The organism is Pseudomonas sp. GW821-FHT02A11 (assembly GCF_059421985.1).
Genome location: NZ_JBWKWB010000034.1, coordinates 1 through 19665, shown reverse-complemented (window position 1 = coordinate 19665; position 19665 = coordinate 1). Strand labels below are relative to the sequence as shown.

The 19665-nt window shown below is 59.8% G+C and carries 19 protein-coding genes and 1 tRNA gene; 5 read left to right on the top strand and 15 right to left on the bottom strand.

Translation table 11 applies throughout. From position 1 onward, the window contains the following. Positions 1–690: 690 nt before the first annotated feature. The 7 genes from AC07V9_RS27505 to AC07V9_RS27475 all read right to left on the bottom strand — a co-directional run bounded on the left by AC07V9_RS27505 (position 691) and on the right by AC07V9_RS27475 (position 9498). Positions 691–1623, bottom strand: a complete 933-nt coding sequence (locus tag AC07V9_RS27505) for a D-2-hydroxyacid dehydrogenase (RefSeq protein WP_495018768.1) — start codon at positions 1621–1623, stop codon at positions 691–693. Between the two features lie 136 nt (positions 1624–1759). Beyond that, entirely contained in the window at positions 1760–2053 is a 294-nt protein-coding gene (locus AC07V9_RS27500) for a YcgL domain-containing protein (RefSeq protein WP_495018767.1), read from the bottom strand. Continuing rightward, on the bottom strand, positions 2050–3183 hold the full coding sequence (rnd, locus tag AC07V9_RS27495) for a ribonuclease D (RefSeq protein ID WP_495018766.1): 1134 nt from the start codon (positions 3181–3183) through the stop codon (positions 2050–2052). Before rnd ends, AC07V9_RS27500 begins: the two co-directional genes overlap by 4 nt. Positions 3184–3316: 133 nt before the next feature. Next, positions 3317–3982, bottom strand: coding sequence for a class I SAM-dependent methyltransferase (locus tag AC07V9_RS27490; protein WP_495018765.1), 666 nt, complete (start codon positions 3980–3982; stop codon positions 3317–3319). Continuing rightward, on the bottom strand, positions 3975–5624 hold the full coding sequence (locus AC07V9_RS27485; RefSeq protein WP_495018764.1) for a phosphoethanolamine transferase: 1650 nt from the start codon (positions 5622–5624) through the stop codon (positions 3975–3977). Before AC07V9_RS27485 ends, AC07V9_RS27490 begins: the two co-directional genes overlap by 8 nt. Positions 5625–5936: 312 nt before the next feature. Further along, a complete protein-coding gene (locus tag AC07V9_RS27480; protein WP_495018763.1) occupies positions 5937–7544 on the bottom strand; it encodes a GMC family oxidoreductase in 1608 nt (535 codons plus the stop codon). Between the two features lie 265 nt (positions 7545–7809). Then, entirely contained in the window at positions 7810–9498 is a 1689-nt protein-coding gene (locus tag AC07V9_RS27475) for an NAD-dependent malic enzyme (RefSeq protein ID WP_495018762.1), read from the bottom strand. A 395-nt stretch (positions 9499–9893) separates the two neighbouring features. Between AC07V9_RS27475 and AC07V9_RS27470 the strand changes: the two genes are divergently transcribed. Beyond that, positions 9894–10856, top strand: a complete 963-nt coding sequence (locus tag AC07V9_RS27470) for a 3-hydroxyacyl-CoA dehydrogenase (protein ID WP_495018761.1) — start codon at positions 9894–9896, stop codon at positions 10854–10856. Positions 10857–10896: 40 nt separating this feature from the next. Here the strand turns inward: AC07V9_RS27470 and AC07V9_RS27465 are convergent, their stop codons facing one another. Then, entirely contained in the window at positions 10897–11028 is a 132-nt protein-coding gene (locus AC07V9_RS27465; protein WP_495018760.1) for an SDR family oxidoreductase, read from the bottom strand. Positions 11029–11212: 184 nt separating this feature from the next. Here AC07V9_RS27465 and AC07V9_RS27460 point away from each other — a divergent pair, with 184 nt between their 5' ends. Continuing rightward, positions 11213–12310, top strand: a complete 1098-nt coding sequence (locus tag AC07V9_RS27460) for a carboxynorspermidine decarboxylase (protein WP_495018759.1) — start codon at positions 11213–11215, stop codon at positions 12308–12310. A gap of 26 nt (positions 12311–12336) precedes the next feature. Then, a complete protein-coding gene (locus tag AC07V9_RS27455) occupies positions 12337–13575 on the top strand; it encodes a saccharopine dehydrogenase family protein (RefSeq protein ID WP_495018758.1) in 1239 nt (412 codons plus the stop codon). A 60-nt stretch (positions 13576–13635) separates the two neighbouring features. On the opposite strand, the gene hepT is transcribed toward AC07V9_RS27455, so the two are convergent. The 7 genes from hepT to dapA all read right to left on the bottom strand — a co-directional run bounded on the left by hepT (position 13636) and on the right by dapA (position 18233). Further along, positions 13636–14052 carry a type VII toxin-antitoxin system HepT family RNase toxin gene (hepT, locus tag AC07V9_RS27450; RefSeq protein ID WP_495018757.1) on the bottom strand — a complete coding sequence of 139 codons (417 nt, stop codon included), beginning with the start codon at positions 14050–14052 and terminating at the stop codon, positions 13636–13638. Beyond that, positions 14045–14437, bottom strand: coding sequence for a type VII toxin-antitoxin system MntA family adenylyltransferase antitoxin (gene mntA / locus AC07V9_RS27445; protein WP_495018756.1), 393 nt, complete (start codon positions 14435–14437; stop codon positions 14045–14047). Before mntA ends, hepT begins: the two co-directional genes overlap by 8 nt. Before the next feature lie 69 nt (positions 14438–14506). Then, positions 14507–14596: transfer RNA gene (locus AC07V9_RS27440), tRNA-Ser, on the bottom strand. A 92-nt stretch (positions 14597–14688) separates the two neighbouring features. Beyond that, a complete protein-coding gene (gene purC / locus AC07V9_RS27435; RefSeq protein ID WP_495018755.1) occupies positions 14689–15402 on the bottom strand; it encodes a phosphoribosylaminoimidazolesuccinocarboxamide synthase in 714 nt (237 codons plus the stop codon). A gap of 60 nt (positions 15403–15462) precedes the next feature. Further along, on the bottom strand, positions 15463–16221 hold the full coding sequence (locus AC07V9_RS27430; protein ID WP_495018754.1) for an MBL fold metallo-hydrolase: 759 nt from the start codon (positions 16219–16221) through the stop codon (positions 15463–15465). After that, positions 16222–17337, bottom strand: coding sequence for an NlpB/DapX family lipoprotein (gene bamC, locus AC07V9_RS27425; RefSeq protein ID WP_495018753.1), 1116 nt, complete (start codon positions 17335–17337; stop codon positions 16222–16224). Between the two features lie 17 nt (positions 17338–17354). Further along, positions 17355–18233: a 4-hydroxy-tetrahydrodipicolinate synthase gene (gene dapA, locus AC07V9_RS27420; protein WP_495018752.1), complete on the bottom strand. Its 879-nt coding sequence runs from the start codon at positions 18231–18233 to the stop codon at positions 17355–17357. Positions 18234–18546: 313 nt separating this feature from the next. Here dapA and AC07V9_RS27415 point away from each other — a divergent pair, with 313 nt between their 5' ends. Both AC07V9_RS27415 and AC07V9_RS27410 read left to right on the top strand, forming a co-directional pair. Then, complete coding sequence (locus AC07V9_RS27415) at positions 18547–19110, top strand: glycine cleavage system transcriptional repressor (RefSeq protein WP_495018751.1); 564 nt, start codon at positions 18547–18549, stop codon at positions 19108–19110. Between the two features lie 10 nt (positions 19111–19120). Next, positions 19121–19594, top strand: coding sequence for a peroxiredoxin (locus tag AC07V9_RS27410; RefSeq protein WP_495018750.1), 474 nt, complete (start codon positions 19121–19123; stop codon positions 19592–19594). The last annotated feature ends 71 nt before the right edge of the window (positions 19595–19665 follow it).

Sequence of the window (19665 nt, the reverse complement as noted above, 5' to 3'; positions counted from 1 at the left end):
AGCGTAGGTACAGACGACAATGATGTGTCGAATGTACCGGCCAATCGCGAATGAATTAGCTCCCACAGGGGGCTGGCTGAACTGGCGGCTGAAGGGGATTTCAGCCTGTAAGAACCGCGTCATCCGTCGTGACCATGGGCGAACGCTCTCTCACGGCGGATGAGCAACCTGTGGGAGTGAATTCATTCGCGAGGCGTAGTACGGACGACAGAGATGTGTCGGATGTGCCGGCCAATCGCGAATGAATTCGCTCCCACAAGGGGCTGGCGGAACTGGCGGCTGAAGGGGATTTCAGCCTGTAAGAACAGCATCATCAGTCGTGATCATGGGGCGAACGCTCCGTCACGGCGGATGAGCAACCCGTGGGAGCGAATTCATTCGCGGAGCGTAGGTACAGACGACAATGATGTGTCGAATGTACCGGCCAATCGCGAATGAATTCGCTCCCACAAGGGGCTGGAGGAACTGGCGGCTGAAGGGGATTTCAGCCTGTAAGAACGGCGTCATCCGTGATCATGGGGCGAACGCTCTGTCTCAGCGGATAGTAATTTGTGGGAGCGAATTCATTCGCGAAGCGTAGGTACAGACGACAATGATGTGTCGAATTTACCGGCCAATCGCGAATGAATTCGCTCCCACAGGGGGGCCGTTGCAGAATCCGAAATCTGATTCAGACGCCGCAACAGCGCCTCAATACCCCTTGGCGAAATCCACTTCCCCGCGCAACGCCTCACCCGCGCTGTAAGCATTGAGGTTCTCGACGAATAACCGCGTCATCGCCGCAGGCGAAGTCGGCGCCGAGCTGTGGCCGGTCAGAAGCAAGCCCCAGGCGGTCCAGAACGGGTGGCGCTGTGGTAATGGCTCCTGACGGCAGACGTCGATCACCGCGCCCGCCAGATGACCTTCCTTCAGGGCATTGACCAGATCGGCATCCACCACCGCCACGCCGCGCCCGACGTTGATGAACAACGACGACGGCTTGAATTGGGCGAACAGCCTGGCGTCGTAGATATCGTGGGTCTGCGGCGTGTTCGGCAGCAAGTTGATGACAAAGTCAGCCTCCCCTACCAAACGCGGCAGGTCCTGCATCGCGCCCACTTCAACGAAAGGCGCCAAGGTGCGTGCGGTCGAGGCAACGCCATACACCTCAACGCCAAAGGGCATGAGGAACTGCGCCACGCTGACGCCGATATCGCCGGTGCCGACGATCAGCGCCTTGCGCCCGGCCAGGCTCTGGCCCGGTCGGTCATCCCATTTGCGCTCGACCTGGCTGACTAGCCGCGCCAGCACTTCGCGCTCGTGCACCAGCATGTAGGTCAGCACGAATTCGGCCATCACTTGGCCAAAGATGCCAACGGCGCGGGTCAGGCGATAGTCGCGATTGAGGCCTTCGGCCAGCAGCGGCGTGATGCCGGCCCAGGTCGATTGCAGCCATTGAGGCTTATGCCCCTGACGCAGCAGGGTAGCCAGAAGATCGGGCTGGCCGAGCCAGATGGGTACATCGGCGGCCATTCTTGCCAGTTCCGCGGAGTCGCCGCTGCTCAGGACTTCGATGTGGGGAGCGGCCTTGCGAAGGAGTTCGGTGTACACGACGTAATCGTGTTCGGCAATCAGAACGCGCATGAATAAAAACTCGAAAAAGCAGGACATGCGACCGCCTCACGCCCGGCGCCCCAGCCCTTCACAGGCAATAGAGCAGGCCAGACACAGACAACGGCCCGGTAAACCCCCTGCGATGAACGGCAGGGGCAGTGGTCAATCAGACCGGATCGTTGCGGCGCAGCAACTCTTCGGGCAGGTGCTCGATGTACTCGTCTTCGGCGGGCGGCATCTGCAGGTGATAGCCCTGCTTCTCCAGGTTGGCCAGGACCGTGTGGATGTCTTCACGGGCCAGGGCGCGCTCAGGGCTCAAGACCAGGTCAAACGCGTGCTGCGGCTTGCCGAACACAGTGAGCAGGCCTTCCGGAACACGCTCCAGCGCATCGCTCTTGAGCACGTAGAGGTACATTTCGTTCTTGCGCGTGCTGCGGTAGATGGAGCAAATCTGTTTCAAGGCTGTTCTCCGGCATTGGCCAGGCTGTCGAGCAGCATCTGACCCATCAATTCGCGGCGCCAGCCACGCAACGAATCGGGCAGTTTATAGGGACCGTCAGGAAAACCGGTCTTGAGCAAGGCTTCGAGAGTCTTCTTGCGCAGCATCAGCTCCGGCGCCATGTTCAGGCGCTCCGCTTGCTGCTGACCAATGGCACGCAGGCTCTTCAATACATTCGACGCTTCGATCGGCAGCGGCTCAGGCAAGGCTGGCGGCCACAGATCGGGGGAAACGCTGCCGGCCTTCTTGATCAGCTCCAGCAGAAATTCGCCGTCCTGACGCACGGTCTTGGGGTGCATATCATCGATTTTTGCCAGCGCTGCGAGGTTGTCCGGCTGACTCTTGGCCAGCGGCCACAACGAGTGCTCACGCAAAATGCGGTTGCGTGGCTGATCGCGCAGGCGGGCCTGCTGCTCGCGCCAGGCGCAGAGTTCGCGCAACACATTCAGTTGTGCGCGAGACAGCTTCCACGCCAGCTTGGCCTCACGGTAGACCTCATACGGATCGATCTCGCGGCGCAGATTGGCCACCAGTTCCGCGCCGTCTTCCAGCACCCAGGCGTACTTGTCCTCGGACAGACGCGGGCGCAGCAGGCTGTAAACCTCAGCCAGGTGCACAGCGTCTTCGGCGGCGTAGCTGATCTGGGTGTCCGAGAGCGGACGCTGCAGCCAGTCAGAGCGGGTCTCGCCCTTGGGCAGTTCGATGTTCAGCACTTCCTGAACCAGACGCGAATAGCCCATCGAGAACCCGAGGTTCAGGTAGGCAGCGGCCAATTGAGTGTCGAACAGCGGCACCGGCAGGCTGCCGGTCAGGCGCAGCAGAACCTCGAGATCCTCGCTGCACGCGTGAACGACTTTGATGACGTCAGGATTTTCCAGCAGCGCGGCCAGCGGTTTCCACTCGTTGATCAATAACGGGTCGATCAGGTAGGCACGCGAGCCATCACCGATCTGCAGCAGCGCGGCGATGGGATAGAAAGTGTCGACACGCATGAACTCGGTGTCGAGGGCGACAAATGGCAGGGTCTGCCACTGCGCGCAGTGTTGGGCGAGGCTGTCGTCGTCGCGAATCCAGTGAATATCGATGGCCACACGGCTCTCCCTTGAAGAATGGCGCGCAGTATATATCGCTATGGGCGTCTACCGGGCATCCGTCCTGCAAGTCTCGAACAACTTCATCGGGTGTGTTCAGGGACAGGGCGTTGAAGTGCGACCGTTCATCGGATCAATCCGCCATTTTGCGCAATACATACACGCGCCACATGGCATAGCCCGGCAGAAAATCGTGATGACCGACAATCCGAAAACCGGCTTCAGCGAACTCTGATTCAATCTCGCCCCGACCCACCACAAAGCGGTTACGCAGGGCTGGTACGCCATTCAGGGCCAAGTGCTGGCTCTGGTGACGCTTGCGCCGCCAGGCCTTGATGTTGCCGTCGACCCACAGGGCGACGATGGCCGTGTCCCGGGTCACGCGGAAGAACTCATCGAGAATCGCCCGTCGCTTTTCGCCCTGCGCCACGTGGTGGAACAGACGCATGCAAAAGATGCAGTCCACGGCGTTGGCAGACAGGCCGATGGAGAACACCGAACTCTGAAAGGTGCGAATACGTTTGCGCACGTCGGCCCTGGACTGCGCTTCGGCGATCTCCAGCGTGTCGGTGGACGGGTCGGCGGCCAGAATCACGCGGTTGGCGTGCTCGGCCAGCACCGGCCAGAACCGCCCGGAACCAGACGGCAGATCCAGCACCAGCCCCGGCTCACCGGCATCGCGCAGCGCCTGGCGCGCCAGTTGAGCATCGCGCCACAGGCTCAAGCGTCGGGCAATCCCCTGCTCATGGTCGCGAACGTAGGGCTGCAAAGGGTCTTGCCCGCTGGTTCGCTCACTCATTGGCCAGCACCCCGTCCGTATATATCCCCCGGCAGCCGGCGAACATGTCCAGCGCCGGGTTATAAACGCTGGTGTGAACCTGCAGCAGGCCCAGCATCGAATGAAACAGGTTGTCCTGGCTCAGCGGCGCATTGCGTTCTTTCTGCAGGCAATGAGTGTCTACCGCGAACGACTGCTGATAGTTGTCGGAGAACCAGGCAATCATCGGCACGTGTTTCTGTTGATCCGGCGCCAGCATATAAGGCGTGCCATGCAGGAAGAGGTTGTACTCGCCCAACGATTCGCCGTGGTCCGACAGATACAACATGGCGGTGTCGACCTTGTTCTGATTGTTGCGCAGGATGTCGATCAATGAGGCCAGAACATGGTCGGTGTACAGCAAGGTGTTGTCGTAACCGTTGACGATACTTTCCCGCGAACAGTTGTTCAGCGCGTTGCTCTCGCAGACCGGGGTGAACTTCTCGAATTCTTTTGGATAACGTTTGAAGTATTCAGGACCGTGGCTGCCCATCTGGTGCAGAACCAGCACCGTGTCTTTGTCCAGGCTGTCGATGAAGCGCTGCAGGCCCTGCAGCAGAATCTCGTCGCGGCATTCGTTATTGGCGCACAGCACCGGGTCCTTGAGGTTGCTGACGTCCTGCAAGGTCACGCGGTCGCAGGTGCCTTTGCAGCCTGACTGATTGTCGCGCCAGATCACGTCCAGACCGGCATGCTTGAGCACGTCGAGCATGCCCTCCTTGTTCCTCGCGGCGCTGGCGTCGTAGTCCTTGCGCCCCATGTTGGAGAACATGCACGGCACCGACACCGCCGTTTCGGTGCCGCAAGAATGCACGTCGGTGAAGGTCAGCAGGCCGCGCTCCTGTTTCAGCTGCGGCGTGGTATCGCGGTTGTAGCCCAGGATGCCGAAGTTCTCGGCCCGCGCACTTTCACCCACGACCAGAACCGTGAGGGATTTGCGCTTGTGTTGCTGCCAGTCGCTGGCGAGCCTGGCGTCCTGACCGATGCTGACGAAAGGCTGCTGAGCGGACTTCACCTGCTCACTCACATAGCCCACCGACGCACCGATGTGATTGCTCGGCACCACCATCAGGCGCAGTTCATGGTGATTGCGAAACAGCGAAGACAGACCCTGGTAGTTCATCAACGCCACGCCGCCCATCACACTGGCGCACACAGCACTGACCACCACCTTGCTCAACACTTCGCGAGGCCAGCGACGGTAATTGACCGGCGTTTTCCAAAGTACAACCGACGGTACTACACCAAGGATCAACAAATAAGTCAGTAACTTCAGCGACAACAAACCCTGAACTTCCGTGGCATTGGTTTCGGCGAAGTTGCGAAACATGCCAGCATCGATCATCACGCCGTATTCACTCATGAAGTACGCGACACCTGCGCTGATCATGAACAGCGCGATCAATACCGGCTTCAATATGTTCTTGAAGGCAAACAGCGTCAGGAAGATGTTGAACACACAGAAAAGCATCACCGCAAAAGCGCCGCGCAGCAGCAGGCCACGACCATTGAAGTCGGTAATAGCGAACAAGTGCTGCCAGAGGGTCAGGTTAAAACCGACCAACAAGAAAAGACTGGCGAGCACAGTCACGAGCTCGGGACGAACTGCTTTTGCGTTCAGCATGGGGATCGAGGTGCCTGAAAAAAGAGAGCATCGGTCAAGAGCATCCGGACTCTTCCGATGTCGCAAACTTTAGGCTGCACGCTATCAATTTTTTGTGAAAACGATGCGAACAAAAGGTCTGGTTTGAAGGCTTTATTTTGTAGGAAGAATCGCCAGCTAAAACGGATGAGCCAAGACCTGTAGCAGCATGGCTTGCCAGAGGTGACGGCAGAAAAATCGCCAGCGCCGGCAAGCCAGACTGCTACAGGGGCTCAACAAGCGAACGAGCTACAGCACAAGCTCAGGCGCCCCGACCACGCTGCCCCTCGCCTCTCAAATCCCGTCTTCGATGATCATCTGCGCCGCCTTCTCGGCAATCATCACCGTGGGCGAGCAGGTGTTGCCGGAGGTGATGGTCGGCATGATCGAGGCATCGACCACGCGCAATCCCGCCACCCCGTGCACGCGCAGGCGTTCGTCCACCACGGCGTCCATACCCTGCCCCATTTTGCAGGTGCCCACGGGGTGGAAGATGGTGGTGCCAATGGCGCTCGCCGCCTGGCGCAGCTCGTCTTCGGTCTGCAGGCTGGCGCCGGGCAGATACTCCACAGGCTCGAAGGGGGCCAGCGCAGGCGCGGCGGCGATGCGACGGGTCAGACGAATCGCGTCGGCGGCGACTTTGAGGTCGGCTTCGTGGCTGAGGTAATTGGGCCGGATGATCGGCGCGGCATCGGCCTGCGCCGAGCGAATTTCCACAGTGCCCCGGCTTTGCGGACGTAGGTCGCACACCGACGCGGTAAAGGCCGGGAAGCCATGCAACGGCTCGCCAAAACGCTCCAGCGATAGCGGCTGCACGTGGTACTCCAGATTGGCGCGCTCCTGCTCCGGCCCCGAGCGGGCAAACGCGCCCAACTGGCTCGGCGCCATGGCCAGCGGCCCGCTGCGATTGAATGCATAGCGCAGGCCCATGTTCATCTTGCCCCACAGGCTGCCGGCCATCTGGTTGAGGGTATGGCCGTTGCTGACCTTGTAGATCAGCCGCAACTGCAAGTGGTCCTGCAGATTGCCACCCACGCCGGGCAGCTCACGGCGCACGTCAATGCCGAGCTTATCCAGCAACGGACGCGGGCCTATCCCCGAGCGCTGCAAGACCATCGGCGAGCCAATCGAGCCGCAGCACAGAATCACTTCACGTCGCGCGGGCAGGGTTTGCTCCTGCGGGCCAACCCTCGCCAGCACGCCACTGGCGCGCCCGTTTTCAAAGACGATGCGCGACACCTCGACGCCAGTCATTACGGTGAGATTCGGCCGCTGCGCAATCGGCCGCAAAAACGCTTTCGAGGCGTTCCAGCGCACGCCCCGCCGCTGGTTCACTTGAAAATAACTGCAGCCTTCGTTGTCGCCGCCATTGAAGTCAGGGATCGAGGCGATGCCGGTTTGCGCCGCCGCTTCGCGAAAGGCATCGAGCAAGGTCCACGACAGACGCTGTTGCTCGACCCGCCATTCGCCTTGGGCGCCATGCAGCTCGGAGTCGCCGGCGTAATGGCTTTCCGAGCGTTTGAAGAGCGGCAGCACATCCTGCCAACCCCAGCCTTTATTGCCTTGCGCGGCCCACTCGTCGTAGTCGCGGGACTGCCCGCGCATGTAGATCATGCCGTTGATCGACGAACACCCGCCCAGCACTTTGCCGCGCGGATAGCTCAACGCGCGTCCGTTGAGGCCGGGCTCGGCTTCGGTCTTGAAACACCAGTCGGTGCGTGGGTTGCCAATGCAATAGAGATAGCCCACTGGCACGTGAATCCAGGGGTAATTGTCCTGCCCGCCCGCTTCGAGCAGCAGGACGCGATGAGAAGGGTTGTGCGACAGTCGATTGGCCAAAAGGCACCCTGCGGGGCCCGCGCCGACGATCACATAGTCATAGAGCACACTGTCCGTTTGCATGCGTCCCTCGTCGATCTTTCTTGTTTTTGTTCGAGGCTCATCCTGAGGGCTTTTGCGAGAAAACAAAAGACCGCCCAAGAGGGCGGTCTTATGTCGAGCATCGTCGAATCGGGTGCGCTATCGAACTGTGGGAGCGAATTCATCCTGGGCGGCACTGCGACGATTGGCCAGTACATTCGACACATTTCTATCGTCTGTACTGACGTCTCGCGAATGAATTCGCTCCCACAGAGATACTCCATTCAAGCCGGATACACGGCGTCAGTTACACCGCGCTACGACGGTAGCTGCGGTAGTTCGGCATCCAGAAATGACGCTCGATGGCTTCCACCAGCATCTCGTCGGTGGTTTCCAGCGCGACGTTTTCAGCCTGGGCCTGTTTGGCCACGGCCAGCGCGATCTTCTTGCTGACGGTCTGGATTTCCCTTAACGGCGGCAGCACTGCATCGCCTTTGCCGGTGACCATCGGCGAGCATTCAGCCAGCGCGTTGGAGGCCGCCATCAGCATCTTGTCGGTGATGCGTGTGGCTTTTGCCGCGATCACACCGAGGCCGATGCCCGGGAAGATGTAGGAGTTGTTGCACTGAGCGATATGGAACGTGCGATCGCCTACAGTCACTGGCGCAAACGGACTACCGGTGGCCACCAGCGCATCGCCGTTGGTCCAGGTCAGGACTTCCTGCGGGGTGACTTCGACTTTCGAGGTCGGGTTGGACAGCGGCATCACCAGCGGCTTGGCGCAGTGCTTGTGCATTTCGCGGATGATCTGCTCGGTGAACAGGCCGCGCTGGCCCGATACGCCGATCAGCACGGTCGGCTTGCCGTTGGTCACCACGTCAAGCAGGCTTGGATACGCCTCGGAAGAAGACCAGTCCGCCACGTCGCCGGCTTTCTGCGCCAGGTTCTTCTGGAAGTCCAGCAGGTTGTCCATGCTGTCGGTCAGCAGGCCGAAACGGTCGACCATCATCACACGTTTACGCGCCTCGGCTTCGCTCAGGCCTTCGATGACCATCGCAGCGATGATGTGCTCGGCAATGCCGCAACCGGCGGAACCGGCACCCAGGAACACCACGCGCTGCTGGCCCAGGGTTTCGTTCTTGGCTTTGCAGGCGGCCAGCAGCGTACCCACGGCGACCGAAGCGGTGCCCTGAATGTCGTCGTTGAAGCAGCACAGCTCGTCGCGATACTTCTCCAGCAACGGCATGGCGTTGGTCTGGGCGAAGTCTTCGAACTGCAGCAGCACGTCCGGCCAGCGACGCTGAACGGCTTCGATGAACAGCGCGATGAAGTCTTCGTATTCTTTGCCAGTGACGCGCTTGTGGCGCCAGCCCATGTACATCGGGTCGTCCAGCAGTTCCTGGTTGTTGGTGCCCACGTCGAGCACGATGGGCAGGGTGTAGGCCGGGCTGATGCCGCCGCACGCGGTGTACAGCGACAGCTTGCCGATCGGGATGCCCATGCCACCGATGCCCTGGTCGCCCAGACCCAGAATGCGCTCGCTGTCAGTCACGACGATGATCTTGATGCGGTCTTTGGTGGCGCTGCGCAGGATGTCGTCGATGCGGTCGCGGTCCGGGTAGGAAATGAACAGACCGCGGTGGGTGCGGTAGATCTTGGAGAATTCCTGGCACGCCTGACCCACGGTCGGGGTGTAGATGATCGGCAGCATCTCTTCCAGGTGCGAATCCAGCAGGCGGAAGAACAACGTTTCGTTGTTGTCCTGGATCGAGCGAAGGTAGATGTGCTTGTCCAAATCGCTCGCGCATTGCTGGTACTGGCTGTAAACGCGGGTCACCTGCTCTTCGATGGTTTCAACGTTCTGTGGCAGGAGGCCAATCAGGTTGAAATCCACACGCTCCTGCGGCGTGAACGCGCTGCCCTTGTTGAGCAGCGGCATTTCCAGCAGCGAAGGGCCAGCGTAGGAGATATATAAAGGTCGGGAGGTCTTGGTCATCAGTAATCGCCTTTTCTCTATTTTGCTCTATCAATACGTAACCGAACGGCACCCCGGAGGTCTGTCTTTCGCGACGCTCGACGCAGGAACCATCCAAAAAAACAGGGGAGATAAAAATCAGGGGGCCTATCTTACTCGTCTCCAGGCAATTGCGACATTTTGTCACTGCCTTGATTGCTCAATGATGGCCGAACGCAAAACAGATGACAGTGAAAGAGTTGTCAGTAACGGCGAGGTCATTTGCGTGCGCAAGCACGGTCAGATGACCTTGACCTGCTGGAAATCCAGCCACTAGACTCCAGCCATCAGCGATATGCATACGTATTCATATCATCAGGATCAGCGATACCTCTCAGCCAATCCCGGCCACACAATGATAAAAAAGGTAAGCAACGATGCATGATCTCCACACCCTGACCCAAGGCCGCCCTATTGCCATTGTCGGCGCGGGCCTGGTGGGTTCCGGATGGGCGCTGGTCTTTGCCAGGGCGGGCCTGAACGTTCGGATCTACGATGCCAATCCGGCGATTTCCGGCGCAGCCGTGCCGTTGATCAAGGGGCAGATCGCCGACCTCACCGCCCACGGCCTGCTGAGCGAGTCGGCCGATACGATCCTCGCGCGGCTGACCGTCTGCGACACCCTCGCCCAAGCCGTGGAAGACGCGGTGTACGTTCAGGAATCGATCCTGGAACGCACCGACGTCAAACGTCAATTGATGCTTGAACTGGAAGCCGTCGCTGCGGCGGATCTCATCATCGGCAGCTCGACCTCGGGCATCCCTGCCTCGGTGTTCGCCTCAGGACTGAGCATCACGCCAAGGGTCATCATCGCTCACCCCGTCAACCCGCCGTATCTGGTGCCGGTGGTCGAGATCGTGCCCTCCCCCGAAACCGCCCCAGAGGTCGTCGAGTTCACCGCCGCGCTGATGGAGGCCGTGGGCCAGAGCGTCGTGCATGTGCGCAAGGAAGTGGACGGCTTTGTGCTCAATCGCCTGCAAGCGGTGCTGCTGCGAGAAGCCTGGGCGCTGGTGGAAGAAGGCGTCGCCAGCTGCGAGGACATCGACAAGACCGTGCGCGACGGCCTGGGTTGGCGCTGGTCGTTCATGGGGCCCTTCGAAACCATCGACCTCAACGCCGTGGGTGGCGTGGCCGACTACGCTCAACGGCTGGGCCCGCTGTATCGCGGCATCGCCGACTCGCGCTCCCACGCGCAAGAATGGAGCCCCGAGCTGATCGCCAACGTCGAGGCCCAGCGTCGCGAATTCCTGGCTCAGGATCAGCTTGAAGCCCGCCGCGGGTGGCGTGATCGCGCGCTAATGGCCTTCAGCGCCCAGCGTCGCACCTTCAAGCGCGACTGAGGTTCAGCGCCCCCCTCCTTTATAAGAGGGGGCTTGAGCATCATTGCGCGGTCCAGCCGCCGTCGACCTTCAAGGACGTGCCGGTGACTATCCTCGCCGACGGCCCCGCCAGATAGAGCGCCGCGCCGACCACGTCTTCCATTTTCGCCATGTGCCCCATGGAAATGGGCATCTTTTGCGACGTTGACCCGCGCCCTGCTGACGGCCCTGACTGGACACAAAATGTTTCAAGACGGACGGAATTGGGTCACGAACGTCGCATTTAGTGGCAAAAAGTCCTTTTCGCCCTTTCGATCCGATTCGAGTGAAGGCACAATCCCCGTCCTTTTTCGGCTGGCATTGCTGGAGGCCACGAAATGATCAAAACGCCTTACTACCTCATCGACAAAGAAAAGCTGCTGCGCAACATGGAAAAGATCGCGTACATGCGCGAGCAATCCGGTGCCAAGGCCCTGCTGGCACTCAAGTGTTTCGCCACCTGGTCGGTGTTCGACCTGATGCAGCAATACATGGACGGGACCACCTCTTCTTCTCTTTATGAGCTGAAGCTGGGCCGTCAGAAATTCGAAGGCGAAACCCACGCCTACAGCGTCGCCTGGGCAGATGACGAGATTGAAGAGATGCTCGCCAACTGCGCCAAGATCATCTTCAACTCCATCAGCCAGCTGGAGCGTCACGCCCCTGCCTGCGCAGGCAAAGTGCGCGGCCTGCGCGTGAACCCGCAAGTCAGCAGCTCCGATTACCTGCTGGCAGACCCGGCGCGTCCGTTCAGCCGTCTGGGCGAATGGGACCCGGAGAAGATCGAAAAAGTGATCGAGCAGATCACCGGCTTCATGTTCCACAACAACTGCGAGAACGGCGACTTCGACTTGTTCGACAAGATGCTGTCGACCATCGAAGAACGTTTCGGCCATTTGCTGCACAAAGTCGAGTGGGTCAGCCTTGGTGGCGGCATTCATTTCACCGGCGAAGGTTATCCGCTGGACGCGTTCTGTGCGCGCCTGAAAGCTTTCTCGCAGAAATACGGCGTGCAGGTATACCTGGAGCCGGGCGAAGCGGCGATCACCCAAAGCGCCTCGCTGGAAGTGACCGTGCTCGACACCCTGTACAACGGCAAGCACCTGGCCGTGGTCGACAGCTCCATCGAAGCGCACATGCTCGACCTGTTGATTTACCGCCTCGACGCCAAGCTCGCCCCAAGCGAAGGCGAGCACACCTACATGGTGTGCGGTAAATCCTGCCTGGCCGGCGACATCTTCGGCGAATACCAATTCGATCGTCCGCTGGCCATCGGCGATCGGCTGTCCTTCGTGGACGCCGCGGGCTACACCATGGTCAAGAAGAACTGGTTCAACGGCCTGAAAATGCCATCCATCGCAGTGAAACAACTCGACGGTACCGTTGAAGTGGTTCGCGAGTTTGGTTTTGACGATTATCTGTCCAGCCTTTCCTGAGCTGACAGAAAGGAGAAAGAAATAAATTGAAGAAGAACGTTCTTATCATTGGTGCGGGAGGTGTCGCCAAGGTGGTGGCCCACAAGTGCGCGCAGCACAACGACGAACTCGGTCGTATTGCTATCGCGTCGCGTAACATCTCCAAGTGCCAGGCCATCATCGACAGCGTCAACGCCAAAGGCAGCCTCAAGCAGCCTGCGCAGATCAAGGCCTACGCTTTGAACGCGCTGGACATCGAAGCGACCAAGTCGCTGATTCTGGAAACCGAATCACAGATCGTGATCAACGTCGGTTCCTCGTTCCTCAACATGTCTGTCCTGCGTGCCTGCATCGACACCGGCGTGGCTTATCTGGACACCGCGATCCACGAAGAGCCAGGCAAAGTGTGCGAAACGCCGCCCTGGTACGGCAACTACGAGTGGAAACACCTCGAAGAGTGCCAACAGAAAAACATCACCGCCATCCTTGGCATCGGCTTCGACCCGGGCGTGGTCAACGCCTACGCAGCCCTGGCGCAGCAAGAATATTTCGACCGCATTGATTCGATCGACATCCTCGACGTCAATGCCGGCTCACACGGCAAATACTTTGCCACCAACTTCGACCCGGAAATCAACTTCCGCGAATTCACCGGACAAGTGTGGAGCTGGCAGAATAGCCAGTGGACCAGCAACACCATGTTCGAAGTCAAACGCACGGACGACCTGCCCGTCGTCGGTGCGCAAGACCTCTACCTGACCGGCCACGATGAAGTGCACTCGATTTCCAAGAACCTCGACGTGCCCAACGTGCGCTTCTGGATGAGCTTCGGCGCACATTACATCAATGTCTTCACCGTGCTGAAAAATCTCGGCCTGCTGTCCGAACAGCCGGTGAAAACCGCCGAGGGCGTCGAGATCGTGCCACTGAAAGTGGTCAAGGCTGTGCTGCCAGACCCTGCCTCGCTGGCACCGGGATACACTGGGAAAACCTGCATCGGTGACTTGGTCAAAGGCACCAAGGACGGCAAGGCGCGCGAAGTGTTCATCTACAACGTCGCCGACCACGAAGAAGCCTTCGCCGAAACCGACAGCCAGGGCATCTCCTACACCGCAGGCGTCCCGCCTGTTGCCGCCGCCCTGCTGGTCGCCCGTGGCGAGTGGGATGTGAAACGCATGGTCAACGTCGAAGAGCTGCCTGCCAAGGCATTCCTCAAGGCGCTGGACGTGATGGGCCTGCCGACCCGCGTCAAGGATGAGAACGGCGATCGTCCTTGGGACGAGTGAGCCATACGAAAAATGCGCCCGGTTGGGCGCATTTTTTTTGAGTGTTGCCTTTACAGGTCGTCAGACCGCATCCCGCGTCAATACAAACGAGCTGAAACGGACGAAGTCGTCTAGGTGCTGGGTGATAATTGCTACGGTAATCGGCAGCTGGAGCGTCTGGTACTCGTGAACGGCGATATTCCGGTAGCCGACCATGTTTTTCATGATCGCCAAGAGAGACGGCTCCAGCCACCCGCCTCTGCACAGCAGTTCGAACACATCCCGAGCGCTTTGAGGAACGCCCAGCTTTTCGCGTCGGATAAGGTGATGGCCCATGTCGAGCGCGGCTTCACAGGCACGCTGGATATTCAGGATGGCTGCATCCTGGCGGGTAAAGTCGGTCGCAAACGTTGAGGGATCTTTTTCGTATTCTTCACGCGCTCGACGCACGCATCGCTCGATCGTGGCAGCCTTATTGATCAGTACATCATCAGCCATGAATCACCCCATTCCTTTGAACATCTTCCAAAAGGCCAGCACGAGCAGTGTCCAAGGACGTCTTTTCACTCAAAGCAAACGCCTCGAACAACCCAACAGACGAGTCCTTCGCCCATAGGCGTCGCCCTTTCGTCAAGACCTGATATTGCAGAACGGTTGACGCTGCACCTAGATCGACCAAGTCCACAGGCACACCTGCAATATCAGACAAATCCCCGGACAACCGCCAGAACGCAACGCCATCACTCTTTGCAGAAAGCAAAACTGCGATGTCCAGATCGCTGTGCGCATCGAAATCACCACTCACGTAGCTACCGAACAGGTAGATCGCCTGCACACTCAGAAGCGTTTCGCGCAGATGCTGGACAATCTTTGCTACGTCCATGACTGACCTCCAATATCGCCAAAAACAAAAAAGCCCCTGAAGCATAACTTCAGGGGCTTTCATTTGTAATGGCGGAGAGATAGGGATTTGAACCCTAGGTACTGTCGCCAGTACAACGGATTTCGAATCCGTCCCGTTCGGCCACTCCGGCATCTCTCCAACGGCGCGCATCATAACAGCTTGATGAAAAAACGCGAACCCTTTTTTAAAAATTTTCGCGTTTTTTCAGATGCTTGCGGCGATTCCCCGGTTTAGAGGGGGACGCCCAGACGGTGAGCGACTTCTTCGTAGGCTTCGATGACGTCACCGAGGCCCTGACGGAAGCGGTCCTTGTCCATTTTCTTCTTGGTGTCCTTGTCCCACAGGCGGCAGCCGTCGGGGCTGAATTCGTCGCCCAGGACGATGGAGCCGTCGCTGAACACGCCGAATTCCAGCTTGAAGTCGACCAGCAGCAGGCCGGCGTCGTCGAACAGCTCGCTGAGGACGTCATTGACCTTGAGCGACAGCTCTTTCATGCGCGCCAGTTGCTCGGCGGTGCCCCAGCCGAACGCCACCACGTGGGATTCGTTGATGAACGGGTCGCCCTTGGCGTCATCCTTCAGGAACAGCTCGAAGGTGTACGGATTGAGCCTCATGCCCTCTTCGACGCCCAGGCGCTTGACCAGGCTGCCGGCGGCGTAGTTACGCACGACGCATTCGACCGGAATCATGTCGAGCTTTTTGACCAGCACTTCGTTGTCGGCCAGCAGTTTGTCGAATTGGGTCGGAATGCCGGCCGCTTCGAGTTTCTGCATGATGAAGGCGTTGAACTTGTTGTTCACCATGCCTTTGCGGTCGAGCTGTTCGATGCGCTTGCCGTCGAACGCCGAGGTGTCGTTGCGAAACAGCAGGATCAAGCGGTCAGCGTCATCGGTCTTGTAAACCGACTTGGCTTTGCCGCGGTAGAGTTCTTCACGTTTTTCCATGATGGGCTCCGCTTGCGAAATACTTGGGCCAGGTGCCCATTGAGAGTGGTATGTGGGACGTCAGGCGATTTCGCGCCAGTCGAGCCCTGAATCTTGATCGGCCAATTGTAGCCAGTCCGGGTCGCACCCGAGGGTGTCGACGAAGCATTGCCGGGCCAGATGCGGCAGGTTGTTCTTGCTGCTCAGGTGGGCCAGCACCAGATGCTGCAAGCCTTGCCATCCCAGCGCGTTCACCAGCCCTGCGGCCTGGTGATTGTTCAGGTGTCCAAATTGCCCGCCCACCCGCTGCTTCAGAAAGTAGGGGTAAGCCCCGCGTGCGAGCAGGTCACGGCAGTGGTTGGACTCGATCATAAGGGCATCCAGCCCGCTGTAGCTGTCGAGCACCGACGGACAGTACGACCCCAGGTCGGTCAGCAGGCCAAAACGCCGGCGTCCGTCATTGAAGACGAACTGCGTCGGCTCCAGCGCATCGTGAGCCACGGTGACCACATCAATGTTCAGCCCGCCAATCTGCACACCCTGCCCCGCTGTGAGGCGGACGCCTGCTTCAACCGGCTTGCGCATGCCGCGCAAGGTGCCGTCGCTGAGGTAGACCGGCACATCGTAGCGCCGAGACAGCAAACCCACGCCATGCACATGATCGGCATGTTCGTGGGTCACCAGGATGGCGCTCAGCTGACTGCCGCTGACACCCAGTCTATCCAGCCGACGCTCGGTTTCCCGCAGGGAGAAACCGCAGTCGACCAGCACGTACGTGTCATTGCTCGCGACCAGCGTGCCATTGCCCTTGCTGCCGCTGCCCAGAACCGCGAAGCGCACTTAACCGAGGTTGTCTTGAATGACGCTCAACACGCGACGGGCGACTTCGGTCGGCGCCACAGTGTTGATGTTCTTCTCGACCGTGACCTGAACGTTGTCACCCACCCTGCTCAGGCGAACCTGATAGCGCTCGGCACGGGCTTCTTTCTGCTCTTTGGTCTCTTCACTGCCGAACATGCGGGCGAAGAAGCCAGGCTTGTTCTCAGGCTTGTCGGCTTTTTCCGCGAGGTTGATGTAGTACAGGCCCAGGCTGCGGTTGATGTCTTCAACGCGCCAGTCACCCTGATTCAACGCACGGCCCACACTGGACCAGGCGCGATCGAGGTCGGCGCCCAGGTTCAACACCGGGTTGCCGCTGCCGTCTTCACTCAGGGAAACGCGGCTCGGGGTGTCGAAGTCACGGGCAGCGAGCAGCGAGACCGAACCGCCCTTCTCGGCAGTACGGGTCAGGCTTGCCAGCATGTCGTCGGTCAGGACCGAATCCAGGCCAACGTTGGTGCTGCGCGACGGGAAGGCAGGCTCATCGCTGCTCCCGGCCGGGCGCTGAACGCTGACGATGTAGACTTCACTGGTGTTGCGCTGCACACCTGGCTCGATGCGCACACGCACGCGGGTTTCGGCATTTGCGGTGTCGCCGGTCCCGCCCATGCGCTTGGCCACGGAGGCGGAGAGTTCATCCATGCGCTGCCAGGTGGTGTTGAATTCACCGGTCTGCGGACGGTCTTCGGCGATGCGGAAGCCGTTGTCTTCGAAATACTGGTGAGCCACGGGCCAGACTTCGGCCGGTGCACGCTGAGCCAGGATCCAGCGGTTGTCGCCGCTCTTCTGCAGGGTGTAGTCGCCGGATTCCTGAACGGTGGACAGCGGCTGCGGACGCGGTACGGTGAACTCGCCCTTCTGGGTGTCGTCAGCCACGTTGCGCGGGATCGGCAGCAGCGGGTCCAGGCGCTTGGCTTCCTGGACGCCTTCAGGCAATTGCATCGGTGGTTTCTGGGTGGCTTCCAGGTAATCGCTGCTGCGATCACGGAAGTACCCGTCCTGGCCAAACAGCCAGCTGCAACCGCTGGTGCTGGAGATGATCAGGGCTAGTGCGGAAAGTCCGGCCAGTCGCTTCATTGCGTAGTGCTTCCTCATTAAACCAAGACGCCGGACTGGCGCAGGGCCTGACGTACCGGCTCGTGGCAGGACTCGCTGAGCCAGGTGAGCGGCAGACGGATACCGTCCGGCATCAAACCCATTTCATGCAGGGCCCATTTCACAGGGATAGGGTTCGATTCGATGAACAGGGTCTTGTTCAGCGGCATCAGTTTTTCGTGGATGGCGCGGGCTGTGGCGGCGTCACCGGCGATGGCGGCCTTGCACAGGTCGGCCATGTCGCGCGGAGCGACGTTGGCGGTCACGGAGATGTTGCCCTTGCCGCCGAGCAGGATCAGCTCGACTGCCGTGGCGTCGTCGCCGGAGTACACCAGGAAGTCGCTGTCAACGCCGGCCAGGATGTCCTTGGCGCGTTGCAGGTCACCGGTGGCTTCCTTGATGGCGATGATGTTCTTGACCTTGGACAGACGGATCACGGTCTCGGCCTTCATGTCGCAGGAGGTGCGACCTGGCACGTTGTAGAGGATTTGCGGAATATCCACGGCTTCGGCGATGTGCTTGAAGTGCTGGTACAGGCCTTCCTGGGTCGGCTTGTTGTAGTACGGCGTCACCAGCAGGCACGCATCGGCACCGGCGTCCTTGGCGTTCTGGGTCAGTTCGACCGCTTCGCGGGTAGAGTTGGCACCCGTACCGGCGATGACCGGGATACGGCCCGCGACCTGCTTGACGACGTGACGGATCACTTCGATGTGCTCGTTGACGTCCAGCGTCGCGGATTCACCCGTCGTGCCGACGGCCACAATGGCGTTGGTGCCCTCTTTCAGGTGAAAGTCCACCAGTTTGCTCAGGCTGTCCCAGTCAAGACGCCCCTGTGCATCCATAGGTGTGACCAGTGCCACCATACTGCCCGCAATCATGCAAACCGCTCCTGCCGGAAAAAGAGAGCGGTAATGGTACTGGCGCCATGGTCCTTGCACAAGGCGAGCATTCCCCTGAGCGACGGTTTTCGCTACCCTTCGGTCTTTGATCGGTACTGGTCATCTGCGCAGCTCGTTCGACTGATCGTTTTCGTCGCCGCAAACCCCGCTCCAGCCCCGCTCTCGCTCGATGTGACTGGCTCACAGCGGTGGCGAACGGCAGTGGCCCGGATCGGGGTCGCGAATCGTCCGCTCGTCGAACCCGCCGCACAAGCCAATAATGTACCGACCGCTCATCGCTTAGGAATGCTGCATGTCGTCCATCCCCACAGTTCGCGAACAATTCCTTGTCATCAGTGCCCTTGGCGCCAACCCAATGGAGCTGACCAACGTCCTGTGCCGCGCCAGTCATGAAAACCGTTGTTCGGTCGTCAGCTCGCGCCTCACCCGTCACGGTGAATGCAGTGCCCTGATTCTGCAGGTGTCCGGCAGCTGGGACGCGCTGGCTCGCCTGGAAACCGGCCTGCCCAATCTGGCCAAGAAGCACGCGTTTACCGTCAACGTGGTGCGCAGCGCGACCCTGGAGAGCCGTCCGGAAGCCCTGCCCTACGTGGCCTACGTCAGCTCCGCGTATCGTCCGGACATCATCAACGAGCTGTGCCAGTTCTTCATCGACCACAACGTCGAGCTGGAGAACCTGATCTGCGACACCTATCAGGCCCCGCAGACCGGCGGCACCATGCTCAACGCCACGTTCACCGTCACCCTCCCGGCGGGCACCCAGATCAGCTGGCTGCGCGATCAGTTCCTTGACTTCGCCGACGCACTGAACCTCGACGCGCTGATCGAACCGTGGCGCCCGCAAGCCCCCATGTAAGGAAGCCCCAATGGCAGTAGAACTGGACACCCCCGTCGCCGACTTTCAGGTACAGGCCACCAGCGATCAGACCGTGAGCCTGTCTGCGCTGAAGGGGCAGCAAGTGGTCATTTATTTCTACCCCAAGGACAGCACCCCCGGCTGCACCACCCAAGGCCAGGGTTTTCGTGATGAGCATGTCGCGTTCAAGGCCGCCAATACCGCGGTCTTCGGCGTGTCCCGCGACAGCCTGAAATCCCACGAGAACTTCAAGGCCAAGCAAGCGTTCCCTTTCGAGCTGATTTCGGACAAGGACGAGTCGCTGTGCCAGCTGTTTGATGTGATCAAACTGAAGAAGCTGTACGGCAAGGAATACCTGGGCGTGGATCGCAGCACGTTTCTGATCGACAAGCACGGTGTGCTGCGCAAGGAATGGCGCGGCGTGAAGGTGCCGGGCCATGTGGCGGCGGTGCTGGAAGCGGCTCAGGCGCTCAATAACGCGTGAGGCATTGCCCCAACCTGTAGGAGCGCGCTTGCCCGCGAATGCGGTGTCTGTGCAATAAATTTGTCGCTGAC